Origin of the sequence: Clostridium sp. 1001283B150225_161107_B6 (assembly GCF_015556325.1) — a bacterium.
Lineage (GTDB): Bacteria > Bacillota > Clostridia > Lachnospirales > Lachnospiraceae > Enterocloster.
The window spans coordinates 178,116-197,340 of record NZ_JADNMD010000006.1 but is presented as its reverse complement, the minus strand read 5'-3'; the positions used below and the strand labels follow the sequence as shown (position 1 = coordinate 197,340).

General features: G+C 48.0%; 18 protein-coding genes. 13 read left to right on the top strand and 5 right to left on the bottom strand.

Annotation, left to right across the window (positions count from 1 at the left end; all coding sequences use genetic code 11):
* The first annotated feature begins 270 nt into the window (after positions 1-270).
* The 3 genes from I2H39_RS15885 (at position 271) to I2H39_RS15875 (ending at position 2,856) form a co-directional block, all read left to right on the top strand.
* On the top strand, positions 271-1,218 hold the full coding sequence (locus I2H39_RS15885) for a transporter substrate-binding domain-containing protein (RefSeq protein ID WP_195626968.1): 948 nt from the start codon (positions 271-273) through the stop codon (positions 1,216-1,218).
* A gap of 94 nt (positions 1,219-1,312) precedes the next feature.
* Entirely contained in the window at positions 1,313-2,116 is an 804-nt protein-coding gene (locus I2H39_RS15880; RefSeq protein ID WP_027641035.1) for an amino acid ABC transporter permease, read from the top strand.
* Positions 2,113-2,856: an amino acid ABC transporter ATP-binding protein gene (locus I2H39_RS15875; protein ID WP_138309372.1), complete on the top strand. Its 744-nt coding sequence runs from the start codon at positions 2,113-2,115 to the stop codon at positions 2,854-2,856. The genes I2H39_RS15880 and I2H39_RS15875 overlap by 4 nt, the downstream gene beginning before the upstream one ends.
* 147 nt (positions 2,857-3,003) lie before the next feature.
* Here I2H39_RS15875 and I2H39_RS15870 read toward each other — a convergent pair whose 3' ends face one another.
* Positions 3,004-3,168 carry a hypothetical protein gene (locus tag I2H39_RS15870; protein ID WP_171042639.1) on the bottom strand — a complete coding sequence of 55 codons (165 nt, stop codon included), beginning with the start codon at positions 3,166-3,168 and terminating at the stop codon, positions 3,004-3,006.
* 148 nt (positions 3,169-3,316) lie between these two features.
* On the bottom strand, positions 3,317-4,927 hold the full coding sequence (locus tag I2H39_RS15865; RefSeq protein WP_195626967.1) for a CTP synthase: 1,611 nt from the start codon (positions 4,925-4,927) through the stop codon (positions 3,317-3,319).
* A 239-nt stretch (positions 4,928-5,166) separates the two neighbouring features.
* On the opposite strand from I2H39_RS15865, the gene ftsH reads away from it, so the two are divergent.
* The 10 genes from ftsH to I2H39_RS15815 all read left to right on the top strand — a co-directional run bounded on the left by ftsH (position 5,167) and on the right by I2H39_RS15815 (position 16,462).
* Entirely contained in the window at positions 5,167-7,311 is a 2,145-nt protein-coding gene (gene ftsH / locus I2H39_RS15860) for an ATP-dependent zinc metalloprotease FtsH (protein ID WP_195626966.1), read from the top strand.
* 250 nt (positions 7,312-7,561) lie between these two features.
* Positions 7,562-8,200, top strand: coding sequence for an orotate phosphoribosyltransferase (locus tag I2H39_RS15855; protein WP_195626965.1), 639 nt, complete (start codon positions 7,562-7,564; stop codon positions 8,198-8,200).
* A 279-nt stretch (positions 8,201-8,479) separates the two neighbouring features.
* Positions 8,480-9,238 carry a 3-oxoacyl-ACP reductase family protein gene (locus I2H39_RS15850; RefSeq protein WP_195626964.1) on the top strand — a complete coding sequence of 253 codons (759 nt, stop codon included), beginning with the start codon at positions 8,480-8,482 and terminating at the stop codon, positions 9,236-9,238.
* Positions 9,239-9,271: 33 nt separating this feature from the next.
* On the top strand, positions 9,272-10,765 hold the full coding sequence (locus tag I2H39_RS15845; protein WP_195626963.1) for a sugar ABC transporter ATP-binding protein: 1,494 nt from the start codon (positions 9,272-9,274) through the stop codon (positions 10,763-10,765).
* A gap of 12 nt (positions 10,766-10,777) precedes the next feature.
* Complete coding sequence (locus I2H39_RS15840; protein ID WP_195626962.1) at positions 10,778-11,758, top strand: ABC transporter permease; 981 nt, start codon at positions 10,778-10,780, stop codon at positions 11,756-11,758.
* 95 nt (positions 11,759-11,853) lie between these two features.
* The gene (locus tag I2H39_RS15835) at positions 11,854-12,921 is read left to right on the top strand and encodes a substrate-binding domain-containing protein (RefSeq protein ID WP_195626961.1); all 1,068 of its coding nucleotides are present in this window, start codon (positions 11,854-11,856) and stop codon (positions 12,919-12,921) included.
* A 12-nt stretch (positions 12,922-12,933) separates the two neighbouring features.
* A complete protein-coding gene (locus tag I2H39_RS15830; protein ID WP_195626960.1) occupies positions 12,934-13,635 on the top strand; it encodes a cyclase family protein in 702 nt (233 codons plus the stop codon).
* A 15-nt stretch (positions 13,636-13,650) separates the two neighbouring features.
* Positions 13,651-14,640, top strand: coding sequence for an NAD(P)-dependent oxidoreductase (locus I2H39_RS15825; protein ID WP_195626959.1), 990 nt, complete (start codon positions 13,651-13,653; stop codon positions 14,638-14,640).
* 16 nt (positions 14,641-14,656) lie between these two features.
* Positions 14,657-15,589 carry an acetamidase/formamidase family protein gene (locus I2H39_RS15820; RefSeq protein WP_195626958.1) on the top strand — a complete coding sequence of 311 codons (933 nt, stop codon included), beginning with the start codon at positions 14,657-14,659 and terminating at the stop codon, positions 15,587-15,589.
* Positions 15,590-15,712: 123 nt separating this feature from the next.
* Complete coding sequence (locus I2H39_RS15815; protein ID WP_240305318.1) at positions 15,713-16,462, top strand: FCD domain-containing protein; 750 nt, start codon at positions 15,713-15,715, stop codon at positions 16,460-16,462.
* 85 nt (positions 16,463-16,547) lie between these two features.
* Here the strand turns inward: I2H39_RS15815 and I2H39_RS15810 are convergent, their stop codons facing one another.
* The 3 genes from I2H39_RS15810 to I2H39_RS15800 are packed head-to-tail and all read right to left on the bottom strand — an operon-like array spanning position 16,548 to position 19,214.
* Complete coding sequence (locus I2H39_RS15810) at positions 16,548-17,255, bottom strand: ABC transporter ATP-binding protein (protein WP_138309368.1); 708 nt, start codon at positions 17,253-17,255, stop codon at positions 16,548-16,550.
* Positions 17,242-18,108, bottom strand: coding sequence for an ABC transporter ATP-binding protein (locus tag I2H39_RS15805; RefSeq protein WP_138309367.1), 867 nt, complete (start codon positions 18,106-18,108; stop codon positions 17,242-17,244). The genes I2H39_RS15810 and I2H39_RS15805 overlap by 14 nt, the downstream gene beginning before the upstream one ends.
* Positions 18,108-19,214 (bottom strand): branched-chain amino acid ABC transporter permease, encoded by a 1,107-nt coding sequence (locus I2H39_RS15800; protein WP_347708591.1) that lies wholly within the window; start codon positions 19,212-19,214, stop codon positions 18,108-18,110. The genes I2H39_RS15805 and I2H39_RS15800 overlap by 1 nt, the downstream gene beginning before the upstream one ends.
* Positions 19,215-19,225 lie beyond the last annotated feature (11 nt).

Below are 19,225 nucleotides of genomic sequence, written 5' to 3'. Positions count from 1 at the left end.
ATTTATGGCTGTTTTTACAAGTATTTATACCTTTTTCCTGCATAAAAAAACGTATTTGGGTATTGGAAAACAGGACGAGTTATGTTATACTTAGCACGTTAGGCGCATGTATGCTTAAGAAATGAAAGTGCGCCGTGTTTAATAGGGCAAGGTTTTAGCTGTTTAGGGATTGCCGGTCATCAGATGACAGTGGAGTCATACCTGTGTGGATGGGTGTGGCTTTTTTCTTAGACAGTAAAGCCGGGAATATTTTTAAGAGGAGAGATTATTATGAAAATGAGTGCAAAGAAAGTTTTAGGCCTGATTCTGGCCGGCGTCCTAGCTGCCGGTTCCCTGACAGCCTGCGGCGGAGGCAGTACAGCAGCAACAGCAGCAGACACAAAGGCAGAGACAGCAGCTGCAGCCGGCGATGCCAAGGCAGAGGGCGACGCCGCAGCCGATACCACGGCAGCCGCAGACAGCGGGGAGAAGAAGACGCTGCGCGTGGCCATGGAATGTGCATACGCGCCTTACAACTGGACGCAGCCGGATGATTCCAACGGTGCAGTGGCTATTGCTGACAGCAATGAGTTTGCTTATGGATATGATGTTATGATGGCAAAAAAGATTTGTGAGGAACTGGGATATGACCTGGAAATCGTACGTCTGGACTGGGATTCCCTGATTCCGGCTGTCACCACAGGACAGGTTGACTGTGTTATCGCAGGACAGTCCATTACCTCCGAGCGCCTTCAGGCAGTGGATTTCACTGAGCCATATTACTATGCAACCATCGTTACCCTGGTAAAGGAAGGCAGCAAGTATGCAGATGCCAAGAGCGTTGCAGACCTGGCGGGTGCCACCTGTACGTCCCAGCAGAGCACCATCTGGTACAACACCTGTCTGCCTCAGATTCAGGATGCCAATGTACTGGCTGCAACTGCCAGCGCTCCTGACATGCTGATGTCCTTAAACGCCGACAAGTGCGACCTGGTTGTTACTGACCAGCCTACAGGCAAGGGCGCTCTCATCGCTTATCCTAACTTCAAGATGATTGAGTTTGGAGGCGGCGATGCTGACTTCCAGGTAACGGATGAAGATATCAATATCGGTATTTCCTTAAAGAAGGGCAATACGGAGTTAAAGGATGCCATTAACAGCGTCCTCACAAAGATGACAAAGGATGACTTCTCCAAGATGATGGACGAAGCTATCTCTGTTCAGCCTCTGGCAAATTAATACGCAGGTTCATCTGCAGAGGATAAGCAACTGATTTGCAGAAGGATGGCATTGCCGGCAGGCGAAAGTACGTTAAAGAGTAAGGAGAAGGGATATGCCAACAGACTTTTTCGGCCGTGTTATGGTCGTATTCAACCGATACGGTATGTCAATGCTCCAGGGCGCAGGCGTCAGCCTTAAGATTGCCCTGGTAGGTACCCTGGTGGGCTGTATCATAGGCTTTGCCGTGGGTATAGTCCAGACCATACCGAATGAACGGGGAGACAACCCGGTAAAGAGGGCTGTACTCTGGGTCGTGAAACTGATTCTGAACGCCTATGTGGAGTTCTTCCGCGGAACACCCATGATGGCCCAGGCCATGTTTATTTATTACGGGCTTCTGCCCATGTTAGGAATCAATATGTCCATGTGGGGCGCTGCTTATTTTATTCTTTCCATCAATACAGGCGCTTACATGGCTGAGACGGTCCGCGGCGGAATTCTTTCCATTGACCCGGGACAGACAGAGGGAGCAAAGGCCATCGGCATGACCCATGTACAGACCATGCTCTATGTGATTCTGCCCCAGGCTCTGAGGAACATCATGCCCCAGATTGGCAACAACCTGATTATCAATATCAAGGACAGCTGCGTGCTCTCTGTTATCGGCGTCACGGAGCTGCTGTATAAGACCAAGGCAGCAGCAGGAGCCCTGTACATGAATTTCGAGGCATATACCATCACCATGATTGTATATTTCATCATGACATTCACCTGTTCCAGAATCCTGCGCTGGTGGGAAAACCGGATGGACGGCGCGGACAACTACGACCTGGCCACCACCGATACCCTGGCCCATACCAGCGGTATGTACCGGTTCCCGGATGAGAAGGATAAGAAGAAGGAGGATGCGCGATGAAAGGAGACAGAATATTAGAAATCCGTCATTTGAGCAAAACCTTCGGTACCAATCCCGTGCTCAAGGATATTGACTTTTCAGTCAGCAGCGGAGATGTGACCTGCATCATCGGAGCTTCAGGTTCCGGAAAATCCACCCTGCTCCGATGTCTGAATCTTTTGGAGACGCCTACCACAGGTGAAATCATGTACCATGGAACGGATATTGCCGATAAAAAGGTTAATGCGCCCCAGTACCGCTCCAAGGTGGGCATGGTGTTCCAGAGTTTTAATCTGTTCAACAACATGACTGTGCTGGAGAACTGTATCATCGGACAGGTAAAGGTTCTTAAGAAGAACAAGACAGATGCCCATAAGAATGCCATGTACTACCTGGAGAAGGTGGGGATGGCTCCCTATATCAATGCAAAGCCCAGACAGCTTTCCGGCGGACAGAAACAGAGGGTGGCCATAGCAAGGGCATTGGCCATGGAACCTGAGGTGCTGCTTTTTGACGAGCCCACATCTGCACTGGACCCGCAGATGGTGGGCGAGGTGCTGGAGGTCATGCGCAAGCTGGCCGGAGAGGGCCTTACCATGATTATCGTCACACACGAAATGGCTTTTGCCAGGGATGTATCCAGCCATGTGGCATTTATGGCCGGCGGCGTGATTGTGGAGGAGGGAGAGCCCTCCCAGATATTCGGTTCGCCTAAACAGCTTCAGACCCAGGAGTTTTTGAGCAGGTTTATGCACGGGTGATTGCGGTTGGCGGATGCAGATACAGATTATAAGATTGCAGTTGGCAGATGCAGACTGCAATAGCAGTATAATAGTATGACAGATGAGATGGAAACGGAGCGGAGGCAGATGTCCCGGCTCCGTTTTTATTTGTGCCGGGCTGCTGCTTTATTCCTTGTCTGATGAGACAGCCTTGGTTACATAGGGATAGAGATCCTCATAGGCTTCCTTTTCCGCCTCGTCCTGAGGCAGGGAAGGTATCAGGCCTGTACAGTCCATGGTGGAGCAGGCTTGTATGTCAACGTCAAAATCGTCTTTTTCCTTGTGTTCCAATTGGATTTCACCTCCTTGTGGTGTGTTTTTGATTGATTCTCAAATATAGTTTGCGCCAAGGCAGAGGACTCATACTGGTAAATTGAAAGCAGAGCAGCCATTTCTTTCAAAATAGCTGTCCTGCTCAGGGGGATTTTGAGATATCATGTTATTTCTGGTTTTTTTCCTTTAGAGCAGCCTCAATAAATCCTTTAAATAAGGGATGGGGCCGGTTGGGCCTGGATTTGAGCTCGGGATGGGCCTGGGTGGCGATAAACCAGGGATGGTCCGGAAGCTCTATCATTTCCACAATCCGTCCGTCAGGGGACAGGCCGGAGAGCATCATGCCGCATTTTGCAAGCGCTGTCCGGTAGTCGTTATTGACCTCGTAGCGGTGTCTGTGGCGCTCATGGATGGTGGACTCATTGTACAGTCCATAGGCTTTGGAGGTCTTGTCCAGGACACAGGGATAGGAGCCCAGCCGCAGGGTGCCGCCGATGTCCTCCACTCCGTTCTGCTCCGGCATGAGATGGATAACGGGATGGGTGGTGGCGGGATTCAGCTCCACGCTGTGGGCGTCTGCGTACCCGGCCACATTTCTGGCAAATTCCACAATGGACAGCTGCATTCCCAGGCAAAGTCCCAGGAATGGTATGCTGTGTTCCCGGGCATACTGGATGGCGTAAATCTTTCCGTCGATGCCGCGGTCGCCAAAGCCGCCGGGAACCAGGATGCCATGGATGTCTTTGAAGATTTCAGAGGCATTTTCCGGGGTGACTGTCTCGGAGTCCACCCATTTGATATGGACAGAGGCACGGTTGGCAACGCCTCCGTGCTTCAGGGCCTCCACCACGGAAATGTAGGCGTCGTGAAGCTGGATGTATTTGCCTACCAGAGCAATAGTCACATCCTGTTCCGGATGCTTCCATGCGTCTATCATGGCCTTCCAGTCTGTCAGGTCCGGTTCAGGGCAGGGCAGGTCCAGGCATTCACAGGCAGACTGGGCCAGATGCTCTTCCTCCATTACAAGGGGGACTTCATAGAGCACGTCCACATCCAGGTTCTGGAGTACGTGATGTTTGGGAACATTGCAGAATTGGGCGATTTTCGTCTTGATGCCGTCGTCCAGGGGGAGTTCGGAGCGGCAGACAAGGATATCGGGCTGGATGCCCATTCCCTGAAGGTCTTTTACGCTGGCCTGAGTCGGCTTGGTCTTAAGCTCTTCTGAGGCTTTCAGATAAGGGATAAGAGTTACATGGATGATGCATGTGTTGCCGGGGCCTGCCTCATGCTGGAACTGGCGGATGGCCTCCAGAAAGGGCTGGCTTTCGATGTCGCCTACCGTGCCGCCGACCTCGATGATGGCGATTTCCGTCTCCTTTTCCATGTAGTTGCGGTGAAAACGGCTTTTGATTTCGTTGGTAATATGGGGGATTACCTGTACGGTTCCGCCGCCGAAGTCTCCGCGGCGTTCCTTTTGCAGGACCGTCCAGTAGACCTTGCCTGTGGTGACGTTGGAGTTTCTGGTAAGGCTCTCGTCGATGAAACGCTCATAGTGTCCTAAGTCCAGGTCTGTCTCAGCGCCATCGTCCGTCACAAAGACTTCTCCGTGCTGCACCGGGTTCATGGTGCCGGGGTCGATGTTGATGTAGGGGTCGAACTTCTGCATGGTCACTTTGTAGCCTCTGGCCTTTAACAGACGGCCAAGGGATGCTGCGGTGATGCCTTTTCCCAGGCCGGATACTACGCCGCCGGTTACGAATACGTATTTGACTGGCATGATTGGGGATACCTCCTTTTCTTGTTGTGGGTGTCGTGTGACTTGTTTGATATAGTATCAAAAAAATAACTGAAACATTATACATCCTCATTGAGAATAAATCCAGGACTTTTTGTAAAAATTTAAGAAAATTAATTGTTCTTTTCTTGATTTATGGGGAGACTGACACTATAATGGTAGAGAATGGGTTTTTGTTGGGAATTGATAGATGGCCCATTCAGAGGGAGAATTTGTACAATATGGATAATAATAACAAACAGGACCCGAATATGAAGAGTAACTGGCAGACCATAACCATGCTGGTGGTGGCGGCCATACTCACATTTATCGTGGTCAGCAGTATGAACAACTATCTGAATTCCAAGAAACGTCAGGAGTTGTCCTATAATGAGTTCGTCCAGATGGTGGAAGCGGGCGAGGTGGATTCCATCAAGGTGGGCAGTACGGAAATCACGGTTATCCCTAAGAAGGGTAATACTAAGTATTCCCAGAATCTGGATTATTATGTGGTGAGACTGGAAGGCGATTATGATTTTGTCAGCAGGATACTGGATAATAACGTGGTCACCAACCGCGAGAAGAGCGACAGCAGCACCCTTCTTCTGGTCCTGCTGAATTATGCGGTCCCATTCCTGTTCCTGCTGTTCCTCATGAACTTCACCATGAAGCGCATGGGCGGTGGCGGAATCATGGGGGTGGGCAAGTCCAATGCCAAGATGTACGTCCAGCGGGAGACCGGCATCACCTTCAAGGACGTGGCCGGTGAGGACGAGGCCAAGGAGTCGCTGACTGAAATCGTGGATTTCCTCCACAATCCGGGCAAGTACACCAAGATTGGCGCCAAGCTGCCTAAGGGAGCTCTTCTGGTGGGCCCTCCCGGAACAGGTAAGACCCTGCTTGCCAAGGCAGTGGCAGGAGAGGCCCATGTGCCCTTCTATTCCCTTTCCGGTTCTGACTTTGTGGAGATGTTCGTGGGTGTGGGTGCGTCCCGTGTCCGTGATTTGTTTAAGAATGCCACTGAGAATGCGCCCTGTATCATCTTCATTGATGAGATTGATGCCATTGGACGCAGCCGCGACAGCCGTATGGGCGGCAACGACGAGCGTGAACAGACCCTGAACCAGCTGCTCTCCGAGATGGATGGTTTTGATTCCACCAAGGGACTTCTGGTACTGGGCGCCACCAACCGTCCGGAGGTTCTGGACCCGGCCCTTCTCCGTCCGGGACGTTTTGACCGCCGCGTGGTGGTGGATAAGCCGGACCTTAACGGCCGTATCAACATACTTAAGGTGCATTCCAAGGATGTGCTCCTGGATGAATCCGTAGACTTTAAGGAGATAGCTCTGGCCACCTCGGGCGCTGTGGGCGCGGACCTGGCCAACATGATGAACGAGGCAGCCATCAATGCGGTTAAGCACGGGCGCAATGCCGTGTCGCAGAAGGATTTGTTTGAGGCAGTGGAAGTGGTGCTGGTGGGCAAGGAAAAGAAGGACCGTATCATGAGCAAGGAAGAACGCCGCATCGTGTCCTATCATGAGGTTGGCCACGCCCTTGTGAGCGCGCTGCAGAAGCATTCCGAGCCAGTGCAGAAGATTACGATTGTGCCGAGGACCATGGGCGCTCTTGGATATGTCATGAATGTGCCTGAGGAGGAGAAATACCTCAACACCAAGAAGGAGCTGGAGGCAAGGCTGGTAGAGCTGATGGCAGGCCGCGCTGCGGAGGAAATCGTATTTGAGACCGTTACCACGGGAGCAGCCAATGATATCCAGCAGGCCACCAACCTGGCCAGGGCCATGGTGACTCAGTATGGTATGTCTGAAAAATTCGGACTCATGGGACTTGAGTCCCAGGAGAACCAGTATCTGACAGGCCGTGCCGTATTGAACTGCGGCGATGCTACGGCAGCCGAGATTGACCGGGAGGTCATGAAGATACTGAAGGATTCCTACGATGAGGCAATACGCCTTTTAAGCGATAACAAGGATGCCATGGACCAGATAGCGGCATTCCTCATTGACAAGGAGACAATCACAGGTAAGGAATTCATGCAGATATTCCGCAGGGTAAAAGGCATTCCGGAGCCGGAAGAAACCAAAGAGGCTGAGGATAAAGCGTTATCCGGTGAGAAGAAGGATGCTTTGGAAACGGACCAGGAACCGCAGGCAGTCCAGGACAGGCAGATGGGCCAGGAGGCGCAGCCGGACCAGGACAGGCAGATGGGCCAGGAGGCGCAGCCGGACCAGGAAGCGCGTATGAACCCGGACACACAGCCGAATCCGGGAACCCGGCCAGGGCCGGAGGATTCAGACAGGTTTAATGATTCAGAAAAGAAGCCGGAGGATACAATGTGGAGCCATCCCGGCAATGACAGGAATCAGTAGAATCTGCCAATCCATAGGACAGCAATATCAGACGGAAATGATAAAGAAAAACAGGCGCCAATGCTGCTGGGAAGCAGTGCTGGCGCCTGTTTTGCACGGCGGGCAGTCTGGTTTGTACATTGCCGTATGTCTGTAATTTTTAGCAGAAAATGGTAAGACAGCCGGATTGCCCTTGTACCGGGGAGGATTATTTAGTATAATAATACATATAGCAACCAATGTCCGTACCATTGTAAAAGGGGGCGTTTTTATGGATAATAAGTATGTTAAGATACATACCACCGGCTGTAATGCACCGCTTAAGATTACACCGGGTCACTTTGCCACCAACCATGCCCATATCAATTATTATCTGGATATGACAACCTTAAAGACCAGGCTCAGCGAGGCTCAGGAGATTGCCAGAAGCCTGTCCGGACTGTTCCTCTATGACACGGTAGTGGACACCATTGTGTGTCTCGAGGGAACCCAGGTCATAGGCAGTTTCCTGGCAGAGGAACTGACCAGTGCAGGAGTTCTCTCCATGAATGCCCATAAGACCATCTACATCGTGACTCCGGAGTTCAACAGCAACAGCCAGATGATATTTAAGGAGAACATACTTCCCATGATTCGGGATAAGAATGTCGTTATCCTGACAGCGTCCGTGACCACGGGTCTGGCACTGAACAAAGGAATTGAATCCATCCGGTATTATGGAGGCAATCTGAGGGCCATTACCGCTATCTTCAGCACATTGGAGGAGCTCAACGGATACAGGATTACATCTATTTTCGGAAAGAAGGATTTGCCTGATTATACGTATTATGACTACAGGGACTGCCCGCTGTGCAAGCAGGGCAAGAAGCTGGATGCCCTGGTGAATGCTTATGGGTATACCAGTTTGTAGTGGAGCTGGATGATATAAATAATAGGGATGCAGGTTGAAAGGCCGGAGAGCGAATGTGCTCTCCGGCCTTTCCTGTGAGATGGTTTTTTCTGGTTAATTGAGGCCTTTCTGGGTTGATTCTGATAATACAACGTATTTTCACTCTAAAATGCTGAAAATAGTCTTGATTTTTAGAAAATGTTGTGCTATATTGACAATACAAGCACTAATCATCAATGATGAGTAGTGAGGGGGTTTATTCATTTAATTCAATATGATTTGAAAGAGAGGAGCGAAAAGATGAAATTAGAGGGGAAGGTTACTGTCATAACAGGTGCTGGTTATGGTTATGGGATGAGCCGTGGATTTCCCGAAGCATTTGCCAGAGAAGGTTCTCATCTCTCACTGAATTATTATGGCTGTGATGACAAAAGAATGATGCTATGGGCGCAGGAAATGGAAAGATTTGGTATACGGGTAGTTTTGACGCCCGGAGATATATCACAGGAGGAAACAGCCAAAAGGCTGATTCAGCGTACTGAAGAAGAATTTGGACATATAGATGTTCTGGTCAATAATGCTGGAATTACAGGCCCTAAGTCCATAGTTGATATGACGGTTGAAGAATGGGACAGGATGATAGCAGTCAACTTAAGAAGTTTTTTTCTGACATGTAAGTATGCAGTACCAATTATGATGAAACAAAAAAGCGGCCGCATTATTAATATTGCTTCTCAGATTGCCCAGAAGGGGGGAACAGACCATTGTCATTATGCAGCGGCTAAGGCAGGAGTCATAGGCATGACAAAATCGCTGGCGTGGGATTTGGGCCAATATGGTATTACTGTTAATTGCATTGCACCGGGACCAATTAATACACAGATGATGGAGAGCGTATCAGAAGAATGGAGAAAAGAGAAAATGAGGGATTTAGCCATACCACGTTTTGGGGAGATAGAAGAGGTGGTACCTTCCGCTATATTTTTAGCCAGTTCACCTGATGGAGATTTGTATACAGGGCAGACCTTGGGTCCAAACTGCGGAGACGTGATGCTTTAAATGCTGCTGCCATGGCTGGAGAAAGGGATAATTATGAATGATGTCTTGTTGGAGATGAAAGGAATCAATAAGTCTTATTCAGGAGTTCAGGTACTACATGATGTCAGCCTCAAAGTTCGAAAAGGAGAAATTCACGCACTTATGGGGGAAAATGGTGCCGGAAAGTCCACACTTATCAAAATTATTACAGGAATTGTTCAGTCGGATTCCGGTGAAAAGGTATTTAAAGGAGAGCCATTAAATATCAGCCATCCTTCCCAAATATACCATTATGGCATTGGTATCGTTCATCAGGAATTTAACCTGCTACCGGATTTAAATGTCGCCCAAAATATTTTTATTGCCAGGGAACCAATGAATCAGTTTGGTTTTGTAGATGAAAGAAAATTGAATCAGGATGCTCAAAAATTATTAGACAGGCTTCAGCTTAAGATTGATATACATAAAAAAGTCATTCAGTTGAGTGTGGCAGAGCAGCAGCTGGTGGAAATTGCAAAGTCACTTTCTTACGATTGTGAGCTGCTTATTTTGGACGAGCCTACATCAGCGTTAGCAGATTCAGAGGCAGAGGTTTTATTTGATATTCTGGAACATCTCAGGGAACAGGGAGTTGCAATCATATATGTTTCTCACAGGATGAGTGATATAAAACGGATTGTTGACAGGGTAACGGTTTTGCGTGATGGATATTTCATAGCGGAGCATTTGCTGACAGATATAACAGAGGAACAATTGATAAGTGAAATTGTGGGAAGGAAACTTGAAGCATATTTCCCAAAGAAGCCAGATTACAGTAGGGGAGAGCAGACGCTGGAGGTTAAAGGGCTTTCTGTAAAGGGTTTACTGGAGAATATTAGTTTTGAAGCTTATAAGGGAGAAATATTGGGGATTGCTGGTCTTATGGGAGCAGGAAGGACAGAATTGGCACATGCAATATTTGGTAAACTGCACCCTACCTCTGGAGAAATAATTGTTCATGGAAGAAAAAGAAAATTTGATTCGCCTCAGAAGGCTATTCGGGCAGGAATAGGATATACGACGGAAGACCGGAAGCGGGATGGGCTGATGCTTAACCAGGATATAAAGAGTAATATTCTTATTTCATCATATGACCAGCTTGTCAATTTTTGTGGACTTGTGAGAGAAGGAATGGCTAACAGGAAGACGGATGAATATATTGAAAAAATGAATATAAAGACAACGGGCCGGAATCAAAATATCAATTCTCTGAGCGGAGGAAATCAGCAGAAAGCAGTATTAGCAAAATGGTTAAGTGCCAATGTAGATATTTTTCTTTTTGATGAACCTACAAGGGGAATAGACGTGGGGGCCAAGATGGAGATTTACCAGCTAATGTATACGTTGGTAAAAAGCGGAGTGACTGTAATCATGATATCGTCAGAGTTACCTGAGATACTGGGAATGAGTGACCGGATATTGGTAATGAGCCATGGAAAGCTGGCAGCAGATTTAGATATTAGTGAAGCAACCCAGGAAAAAATTTATTACTATGCTTCACAAGAATAGGAGGGGATACGAATGAAAGAAAAGACGCAGCAATTATCGGTTACCCATATGGGGGTTACAAGATTAAAAACAATCCTGGGAAAAGCAAGTATTTTGTTAGGGCTGCTGCTGTTATGCACCTTCTTCTCTTTTACGGCCAGGAATTTCCTTACACAGAAAAACCTGCTGAACATAGCATTGCAGACTTCCATTATCGCAATTGTTGCCATTGGACAGACTTATACGATTACAGGGGGAGGCATAGACCTTTCAGTGGGCTCTGTGGTAGGACTTTCAAGTATTGTGGTATCCATGCTGCTTGTACATGATGTAAGTATTCCCATAGCAATTCTGATGGCCATTGCAGCCGGCTTGACTTGCGGGGCAATCAATGGTTTCATCATCGCATATGGAGGAATTGCTCCCTTTATCGCAACATTGGGTATGTTGAGTATTGCCAGAGGTATTGTATATGTGGCTTGTGATGGAGTGCCCATTACAGGACTGCCATCAAGCTTCAGCGTTTTTGGAGCAGGCAGAATATTTGGGACCATTCCTGTTCCAATCATAATTCTGTCGGTACTGGCAGTCGTTATGGGAGTTATATTTCACAAATCCAAGTTTGGCAGACATATCTTTGCCTTGGGGAGTAATGAGAATACAGCATACCTCTCCGGTGTGAATACGAAGAAAGTGAAGTTTATGATGTATCTATGCTGCAGTCTCATGGCGGCAATTGCCGGTATTATCCTGACATCCAGGGTGATTTCAGGCCAGCCGAATTCAGGAGAGGCATATGAAACTGACGCGATTGCAGCAGCTGTTATCGGTGGAGCGAGCATGTCAGGAGGTCAGGGCAGCATAGTAGGAACATTGATAGGCGCATTGATGATGGGGGTTTTAAACAATGGACTTAACCTGTTGGGGCTATCTTATTTTTATCAGAAGATTGCCATCGGCATGGTAATTATCGCAGCGGTATACATTGATATGCTGAGGAGCAGGAAAAAGTAGTAGAAAGGAGGAAAGAGAAAGTACAGAAATCTGATATTGATGTGACTGTAGCAACGTGGATAAGGTAAAGGACAATGTGTAAAGGAGAGTAGCAAATGAAAAAAGTATGGAGTTTTACATTAGCAGCCGCACTGGTCATTAGTATGCTTACAGGATGCGGAGCGCAGAAACAAACGGAGGAAAAAAAGGATACGGCAGCACAGACACAGGAACAGACAGAAAATACTGCACAAACGGAACCTGCTGTACAATCAGAGGAAAAAAATGAACAAGAAGAATCGGGAAAGGTGATAGCAGTCATTCCGAAATCCCTTTTGTTTGACTATTGGCAGTATGTAAGGATTGGGGCCCAGAGCGCAGGTCTGGATGAAGGGTATACAATTGACTTCCAAGGGACCAGGACGGATACTGATTTGGAAGGACAGGTAAAACTGGTTGAGGATTTCATACAGAGAGGTGTATCAGCAATTGTTATTTCTCCGGTGAATCCCGATGGTATGGTACCGGTTTTGCAGCAGGCTGAAGATGCGGGTATTCCGGTCATCATTATGGACGGAAAGCTGAATGCCGATTTTCCACGTTCAACGGTAAGTACAAATGATGAAGCAGCAGGAAAATTTGCAGCAGGGAAATTAAAAGAACTGGCAGGAGATGCAGGCGGAACGTTTGCAATTGTATCTGCAGTACCTGGCGCTGTACAGGAGGGCGGCCGGGAGAAGGGATTTTCCGACGAACTGGGAACCTATCCAAATTACAAAATTATAGGAACGTACTATGGTAAGGGCGATAGGAATCAGACTTATAATATTACTCAGGATATACTGACGTCCAATCCTGATATTACCGGGTTTTATACTGTAAATGAAGGTTCGTCCGCTGGTGTTACCCTTGGAGTACGTGAAGGGGATTTAAAAGAAAAAATATTTGTTGCATTTGACCCTTCCACAGAAGTTCTCGACGCCATACGTGATGGTTATGTGGATGGTGCAGTGGCCCAAAATCCGTACCTGATTGGAAGAACTGCAGTACTCAATGCCATCAAGGTATTGAATGGTGAAACAGTTGAGAAAAAAATTGATGTACCGGTGACGTGGGTTACCATTGAGAATCTGGATGACCCAGAGATTCAGAATGTATTGAAACCGGAAGAAGTCATTAAATAGAGGAGTATGAATATGAGCAGAAAAGTCATTGATTTAACATTAGAGATTACCAGCAACATGCCGGCACAGGATGCATTTCCAGGTAATATTTATGTACAGTTGGTGTCACATGAGGAATCCAGAAAGACCGAATCCGGCACGCCGGAGGACCCGTTTACCTCTACATGGAATTATATTGGCATGGTGGAACATATAGGGACGCATGTGGATGCATTTTTCCATATGAATCCTAATGGACTGAGTGTAGACAGGATGCCTCTGGACATGTTCTTTGGCAAGGCGGTCTGCTTTGACATGACACATATACCGGAACGCGGGGCGATTACAGCAGAGGACATGGAGAAGGCACAGGAGGCATCAGGAGTAAGAGTAGACGGACACATTGTCCTCCTGGCTACAGGAATTCACAATAAGTATTTCCCGGATAAAAAGATATTGTCCGTGAATCCGGAAATTACCCCAGAGGCAGTTAAATGGCTTGCAGACCATAATTCAAGATTGCATGGCGTAGAGGGGCCGTCAACAGATATCATGGATTTGAATCTGTTCCCAAGCCATCGGGCGTGCAGAAACCTGGGAATTACACATTATGAGTGGCTGATAAATCTTACAGAGCTTATAGGGATGGGAGAGTTCATGTTCTATGGCGCTCCTCTTAAGTTAAAAGATGGTTCAGGGTCTCCGGTACGCGCGTATGCAGTTATAGAGGAATAGAAGGAAGGTAGCAGGATGAAGTTTTTTTTGACCGGAGGTACAGGGTTTGTAGGAATTAACCTTGCCCATCATTTAGCCGGACTAGGTGATGATGTGGTTATTTATGCCAATCAGCCTCTTATACAGCAGGCAGAAGATATATTTGGGAATTGTCCTGGGAAAGTCAGCTGCGTTTGCGGGGATGTACTGGACAAGGCGCATATGGAATCGGAACTGCTGACCAGCAATGCAGATGTGTTTATCCATGCTGCTGTGATAACACCGGGAAGGGAACGTGAAACAAAACAGTTCGAGCATATTTTTAGAGTTAACACTTTCGGTACAATCAATGCATTGGAAGCAGCAAAAAAATGCAAGACAGCCAGATTTATTTATGTAAGCTCAGTAGCGGTATACGGGTCTTCATCACAGGAATATAATCCCGTACTGGAAACGGTACCTTTAAGGCCTTCTAATGTATATGAAATCAGTAAGTTTTCATCTGAGCATATTGCCCTTCGTTACAGGGAATTATACAATATGGAAGTCAGGGCCATTCGGTTAGGAGATGTCTTTGGAGCATGGGAATTTGACACGGGGGTAAGGGATACGATGAGTGCTCCATGTCAGACCTTGAAGGCAGCACTGGAACACCGCCATGCAATCCTGCCGAAAGAGGGGATGACAGGCTGGGTATATGTGAAGGACATCGCAGCATCAATAGCAGCATTGGCTAAGACGGCACCTGAACATTTAAACCATATGGTATATAACAGCAGTTCCATCTACCGGTGGTCCATAGCACAGTGGTGTAATATGTTAGCACAACGGTATCTCGGATTTACATATGAGATTGGAGAACCATCAGAGGCAAATATCAGGTTTCATGCATTGAAAGATAATGGTATGTTTGATGTCTCCAGATTGCGGGAAGATACTGGATTTATTCCGCAATATGATTGTAAAAAAGCATTCGATGATTATACCAAATGGGCAGACAGCTATCCTGATTTAATGAAACAATAAGAGGAGGAACTAGAATATGGCAGACTACTTCGTAGGTCCTGAGAGAGTAAACTTACACGGCCATTTGTCCAATAAGATACCTCCAGCCTTAAAGATATGTTCTGGCGATACCGTAACCTTTTCAACCCTGGAAGGAGATTGGAGAGTGGAGCGCCCTGCCAAGCCGGAATCTTCCAGCGGTCTGTTTTTTCCGAGAACGTTTCCGGAAGACAGTGGTCACGCGCTTTGCGGACCGATTTACATTGAAGGAGCCAGACCGGGAATGACCCTTGCAGTCCATTTGGAAAAGATTGTTCCCTCTGATTGGGGGTGGAGCCGTGTTGGGGATGGGGATTTGGACCATCTGAAACGGATTGAATGCCAGGAAGGAGAATACTTTCTCATATGGGATTTGGATAAGAAAAGAGGAACATGCAGAAGTCACATAGGGCATCAGGTCTCAATGAATCCGTTTATGGGAGTTTTGACGGTTGCGCCAGACAGTGCAGAACCAGTTTCCACGCATCCTCCAGGATTACATGGGGCTAATCTGGATTGCAGAGAGCTGGTAGCTGGCAGTACCTTATATCTGCCTATATTTACGGACGGAGCGCTGTTTTCGGTTGGTGATGGACATGCGGCCCAGGGAGATGGTGAGTCAGGCTGTACAGCTATTGAATGTCCTATGAATGAAGTCAGAATTAGATTGGAAATTCAAGATGGGAATTTCGGCTCCCCAGTGGCCGACACACCTGGAGGATGGGTGACATTTGGATTTTCAGAGAGTCTGACAGATGCATCCTATATGGCGCTTGGTAATATGGCATGTTTGATGGAACGATTATATGGGTATGAGTACAGAGAGGCATTATCACTGTGTAGCATAGCAGTAAATCTCCGTATTACGCAGATTGTCAATGGGATACGAGGGGTACACGCAATACTGCCCAAAGGCAGCATTTTCCAGTAAACATATAGGAATATTGATTTTTACTGATTTTCCATTTATAATGATGGTATTATGTAAAATGGTAAACAACAATAGAACGGGAAATGGGTAGACAAAATGAGTAATGTATTGTTTATGCACGATATGAAGAAAATTGAGAAATGCTTTTCTGCTCGCGGGGATTTACTTGAGTATATTATCATGGACATCATACTGCAGTATAATGATGTGGTTGGTTCCTGGACTTTGAAAAATGAGCTTGATATACTTGAAATCCATGTTGGGACAGCAACCATTGGCAGAGTGCTTAAAATACTGGACAATAAAGGATTTACGGTTCCGGTGTCCAATAAAGGAAGGGCTTTGACAAAGCAAGGCATTGATGAAGTTCTGAAGACCCGAAGCCGTATTCAGAAAAGTGTACTGAGCAATGATATTGTGGATTCGGTAGAGATTACCCATTTCGATGATTTGATTGAAGTGCTGTCAACCAGACTTATTATTGAAAGAGAGGCTACAAGGCTGGCCGTTCAAAATGCTACCCAAGAGGATTTTAAGCAAATGAGTGATGCTTTGGAGCAGCACAGAATGCTTCTCAGTAATGAGTTAGATGATTCCAGAGCTGGTCTGGATTTCCATATTTACATTGTAGATGCAGCTAAAAATAAGTTTATGAGTGCGGTTGCTCGTTTGTTAGCTTATGAAGAGCACCAGATTGAAGCCAAAGTACCGTCTTTGAGCGCTAAGAAACATGCTATGGAATATGTGAATGTGCATCAGGAGCTGCTGGAAGCGATACAGGACAGGGATGAAGAGAGAGCTACCCGGTTAATGGAGGAGCATTTGAATCAGATAATTGGTCTGGTCAAGAAGGACAGAGAAATTACTTTATAGTTATACAAATTATGATAACCTAAAAATGATGCCGGAACTGCCGCTTTGTATAGTATACATAGGGTGGCAGTCCCGGCATTTAAATTTATTTCTTTTTCTTCCCCAGATAAGCCGCCTTCACAGACTCGTCTGCCAGCAGCTCCCTGCCGGTTCCGGAGAGGGAAATCCGGCCTGTTTCCAGTACATAACCCTGGTCTGCAATGCGCAGGGCCATGTTGGCGTTCTGTTCAATCAGCAGGATGGTTACGCCCTGTTTGTTGATTTCCTTTATGATATTGAATATATCCCGCACAATAAGGGGGGCCAGGCCAAGAGACGGCTCATCCATCATCATGAGCTTTGGATGGCTCATGAGGGCCCTGGCAACGGCCAGCATCTGCTGTTCGCCTCCGGAAAGCGTGCCGGCTAACTGCCAGCTGCGCTCCTTTAACCTGGGAAACAGGCTGTACACCCACTCAATATCCTGGTCCAGGGAATCGGTTCTTAGGTAAGCTCCGATTTTAATGTTCTCAATGACCGTCATGTCCGGAAACACCCGTCTGCCTTCAGGCACCAGGGTGATGCCTTTGGATACAATATCAGGTGTATCCATGCCTAAAAGCTCTGCGCCGTCAAACTGGATGGAGCCGGCCGAGGCCTTTACCAGTCCTGCAATGGCCCGCAGGGTGGTGCTCTTGCCAGCGCCATTGGCCCCTATGAGGGTGACAATGGATTTCTCAGGCACCTCAAAGCTGATACCCTTTACAGCCTCGATACCGCCGTAATTCACTCTTAAATCATTAATCTTCAGCATCGTCGCTCACCCCCAGATATGCTTCTATTACTTTTGGATTGTTCTGGACTTCATCGGGCGTGCCATGGGCTATGAGCTTGCCGAAGTCCAGCACATAGATGCGGTCGGATATCTGCATGACCAGGTCCATATGGTGCTCTATCATGAAGATGGTCAGGTGGTAATCGTCCCGGATTTTGTGGATAAAGTCAGTCAGGTCCTGTGTCTCCTGTGGATTCATGCCGGCGGCCGGCTCATCCAGAAGAAGCAGGCTGGGGCTGGTGGCCAGGGCCCGGGCAATCTCCAGGCGGCGCTGCAGCCCGTAGGGCAGGGAGGATGCTATCTCATTTTTTAAATGGGCCAGCCCCTGCATTTCCAGAAGCTCCATGGATTCATCGCGCATGCGTTTTTCTTCAGCATGGTTGAGGCGCAGCGTGGCTGAAAAGACATTCTGTTTTGCCCGCATATGCTTGGCAATCAGCACATTTTCAAACACAGTCAGAGCGCCGAAGAGACGGATGTTCTGGAAGGTCCTGGCAATGCCCAGCTTGGTAATCTGGTCCGGGGTTTTGCGCACAGGAGCCAGGTCCGCGGGAGGCACATCGCCCTCATAGAGGCGGCGCATCTTGCCCTGGGGTGTATCGGCCAGTATTACCTCCCCGTTAAAGGATACGGAACCAAAGGTGGGCTGGTAAATACCTGTGACACAGTTAAAAGCAGTGGTCTTGCCTGCACCGTTGGGTCCGATAAGGGCCACGATTTCGTGCTCATTTACATCCAGTGTCAGTCCGTTCACTGCCACTACGCCGCCGAACTGCATAGTGATGCTTTCCATATGCAATACATTTTTTACGTTGTTTTCCATGTTATTCATCAGCGTATACCTCCCTTCTCAGCGGAAGAGGGCTTTTTGCCTTTGCCCTTAAGCCTGCCGGGAATGCCCCGTATGAGCCGGAACAGTCCATCCCAGGAGAATTCGTGGTTCCCCATGATGCCGCGCCGGTAGAAGAGGACCACCATCATCAGCAGGATGGAGAAAATAACCATACGGAATCCGGAACGGAACAGGGGAACGCTTACCCCTGCAATGGTCAGGGGGTCATCGAAGAAACGCAGCAGTTCCCTGCCTGCGGTAACCAGGAATGCGCCCACAACGCTGCCTGTGACGCTGCCGATGCCGCCCAAGACCACAATCAGCAGGATGTCATATGTAAGGGCCACCTGGAAGGTCTTGGAATCAATGGAGCGCATAAACATGGCCAGCATTCCGCCTCCCACCCCGGTGAAGAAGGAGGAAATCACAAAGGAAAGCTCCTTGTAATGGAACAGGTTAATGCCCATGGACTGGGCAGCCACTTCATCCTCCCGGATGGACTTAAAGGCCCTGCCGTAGGAGGAGTTAATGAGAAGAAGCATCAGGGCAATGCACAGGGCGGCCAGTCCGAATACCGCAAAGATATTGGGAAAGCCCGGTATGCTCTTTAGTCCGTAGGAACCATTGGTAATGGTGTCGAACATGGGGGCAGCTATGAATGCGCGGATGATTTCCGAAAAGCCCAGTGTGGCAATGGCCAGATAATCGCTCTTTAAGCGCAGCACAGGAATTCCGATAAGGGCTGCCAGAGCTGCTGCCGCCAGTCCGCCAAGGAGCAGGGCCACGGGGATGGGCAGCTGGATATTGGCAATCACCGGCGAAATGCCGCTTACATAGTACACGCTGGCCCTGGAACCCACCGGAATGGTGAAGATGGCCACCACGTAGGCGCCAATGGCCATAAACCCTGCCTGGCCCAGTGAGAACAGGCCCGTAAAGCCGGTCAGCAGGTTCATGGATACAGCCACCACTGCGTAGATGGCGCTTCTCTCCAGAATGGAAATCTGGTAGCTGTATTCGGCTGTGTCAGACTGCAGGAATGCCAGGAAGCCGATGATTACCACCAGGGCAATGAGGGTATATAGTTTGTTTTTGTTCTTTGTCATATTCTTCATGT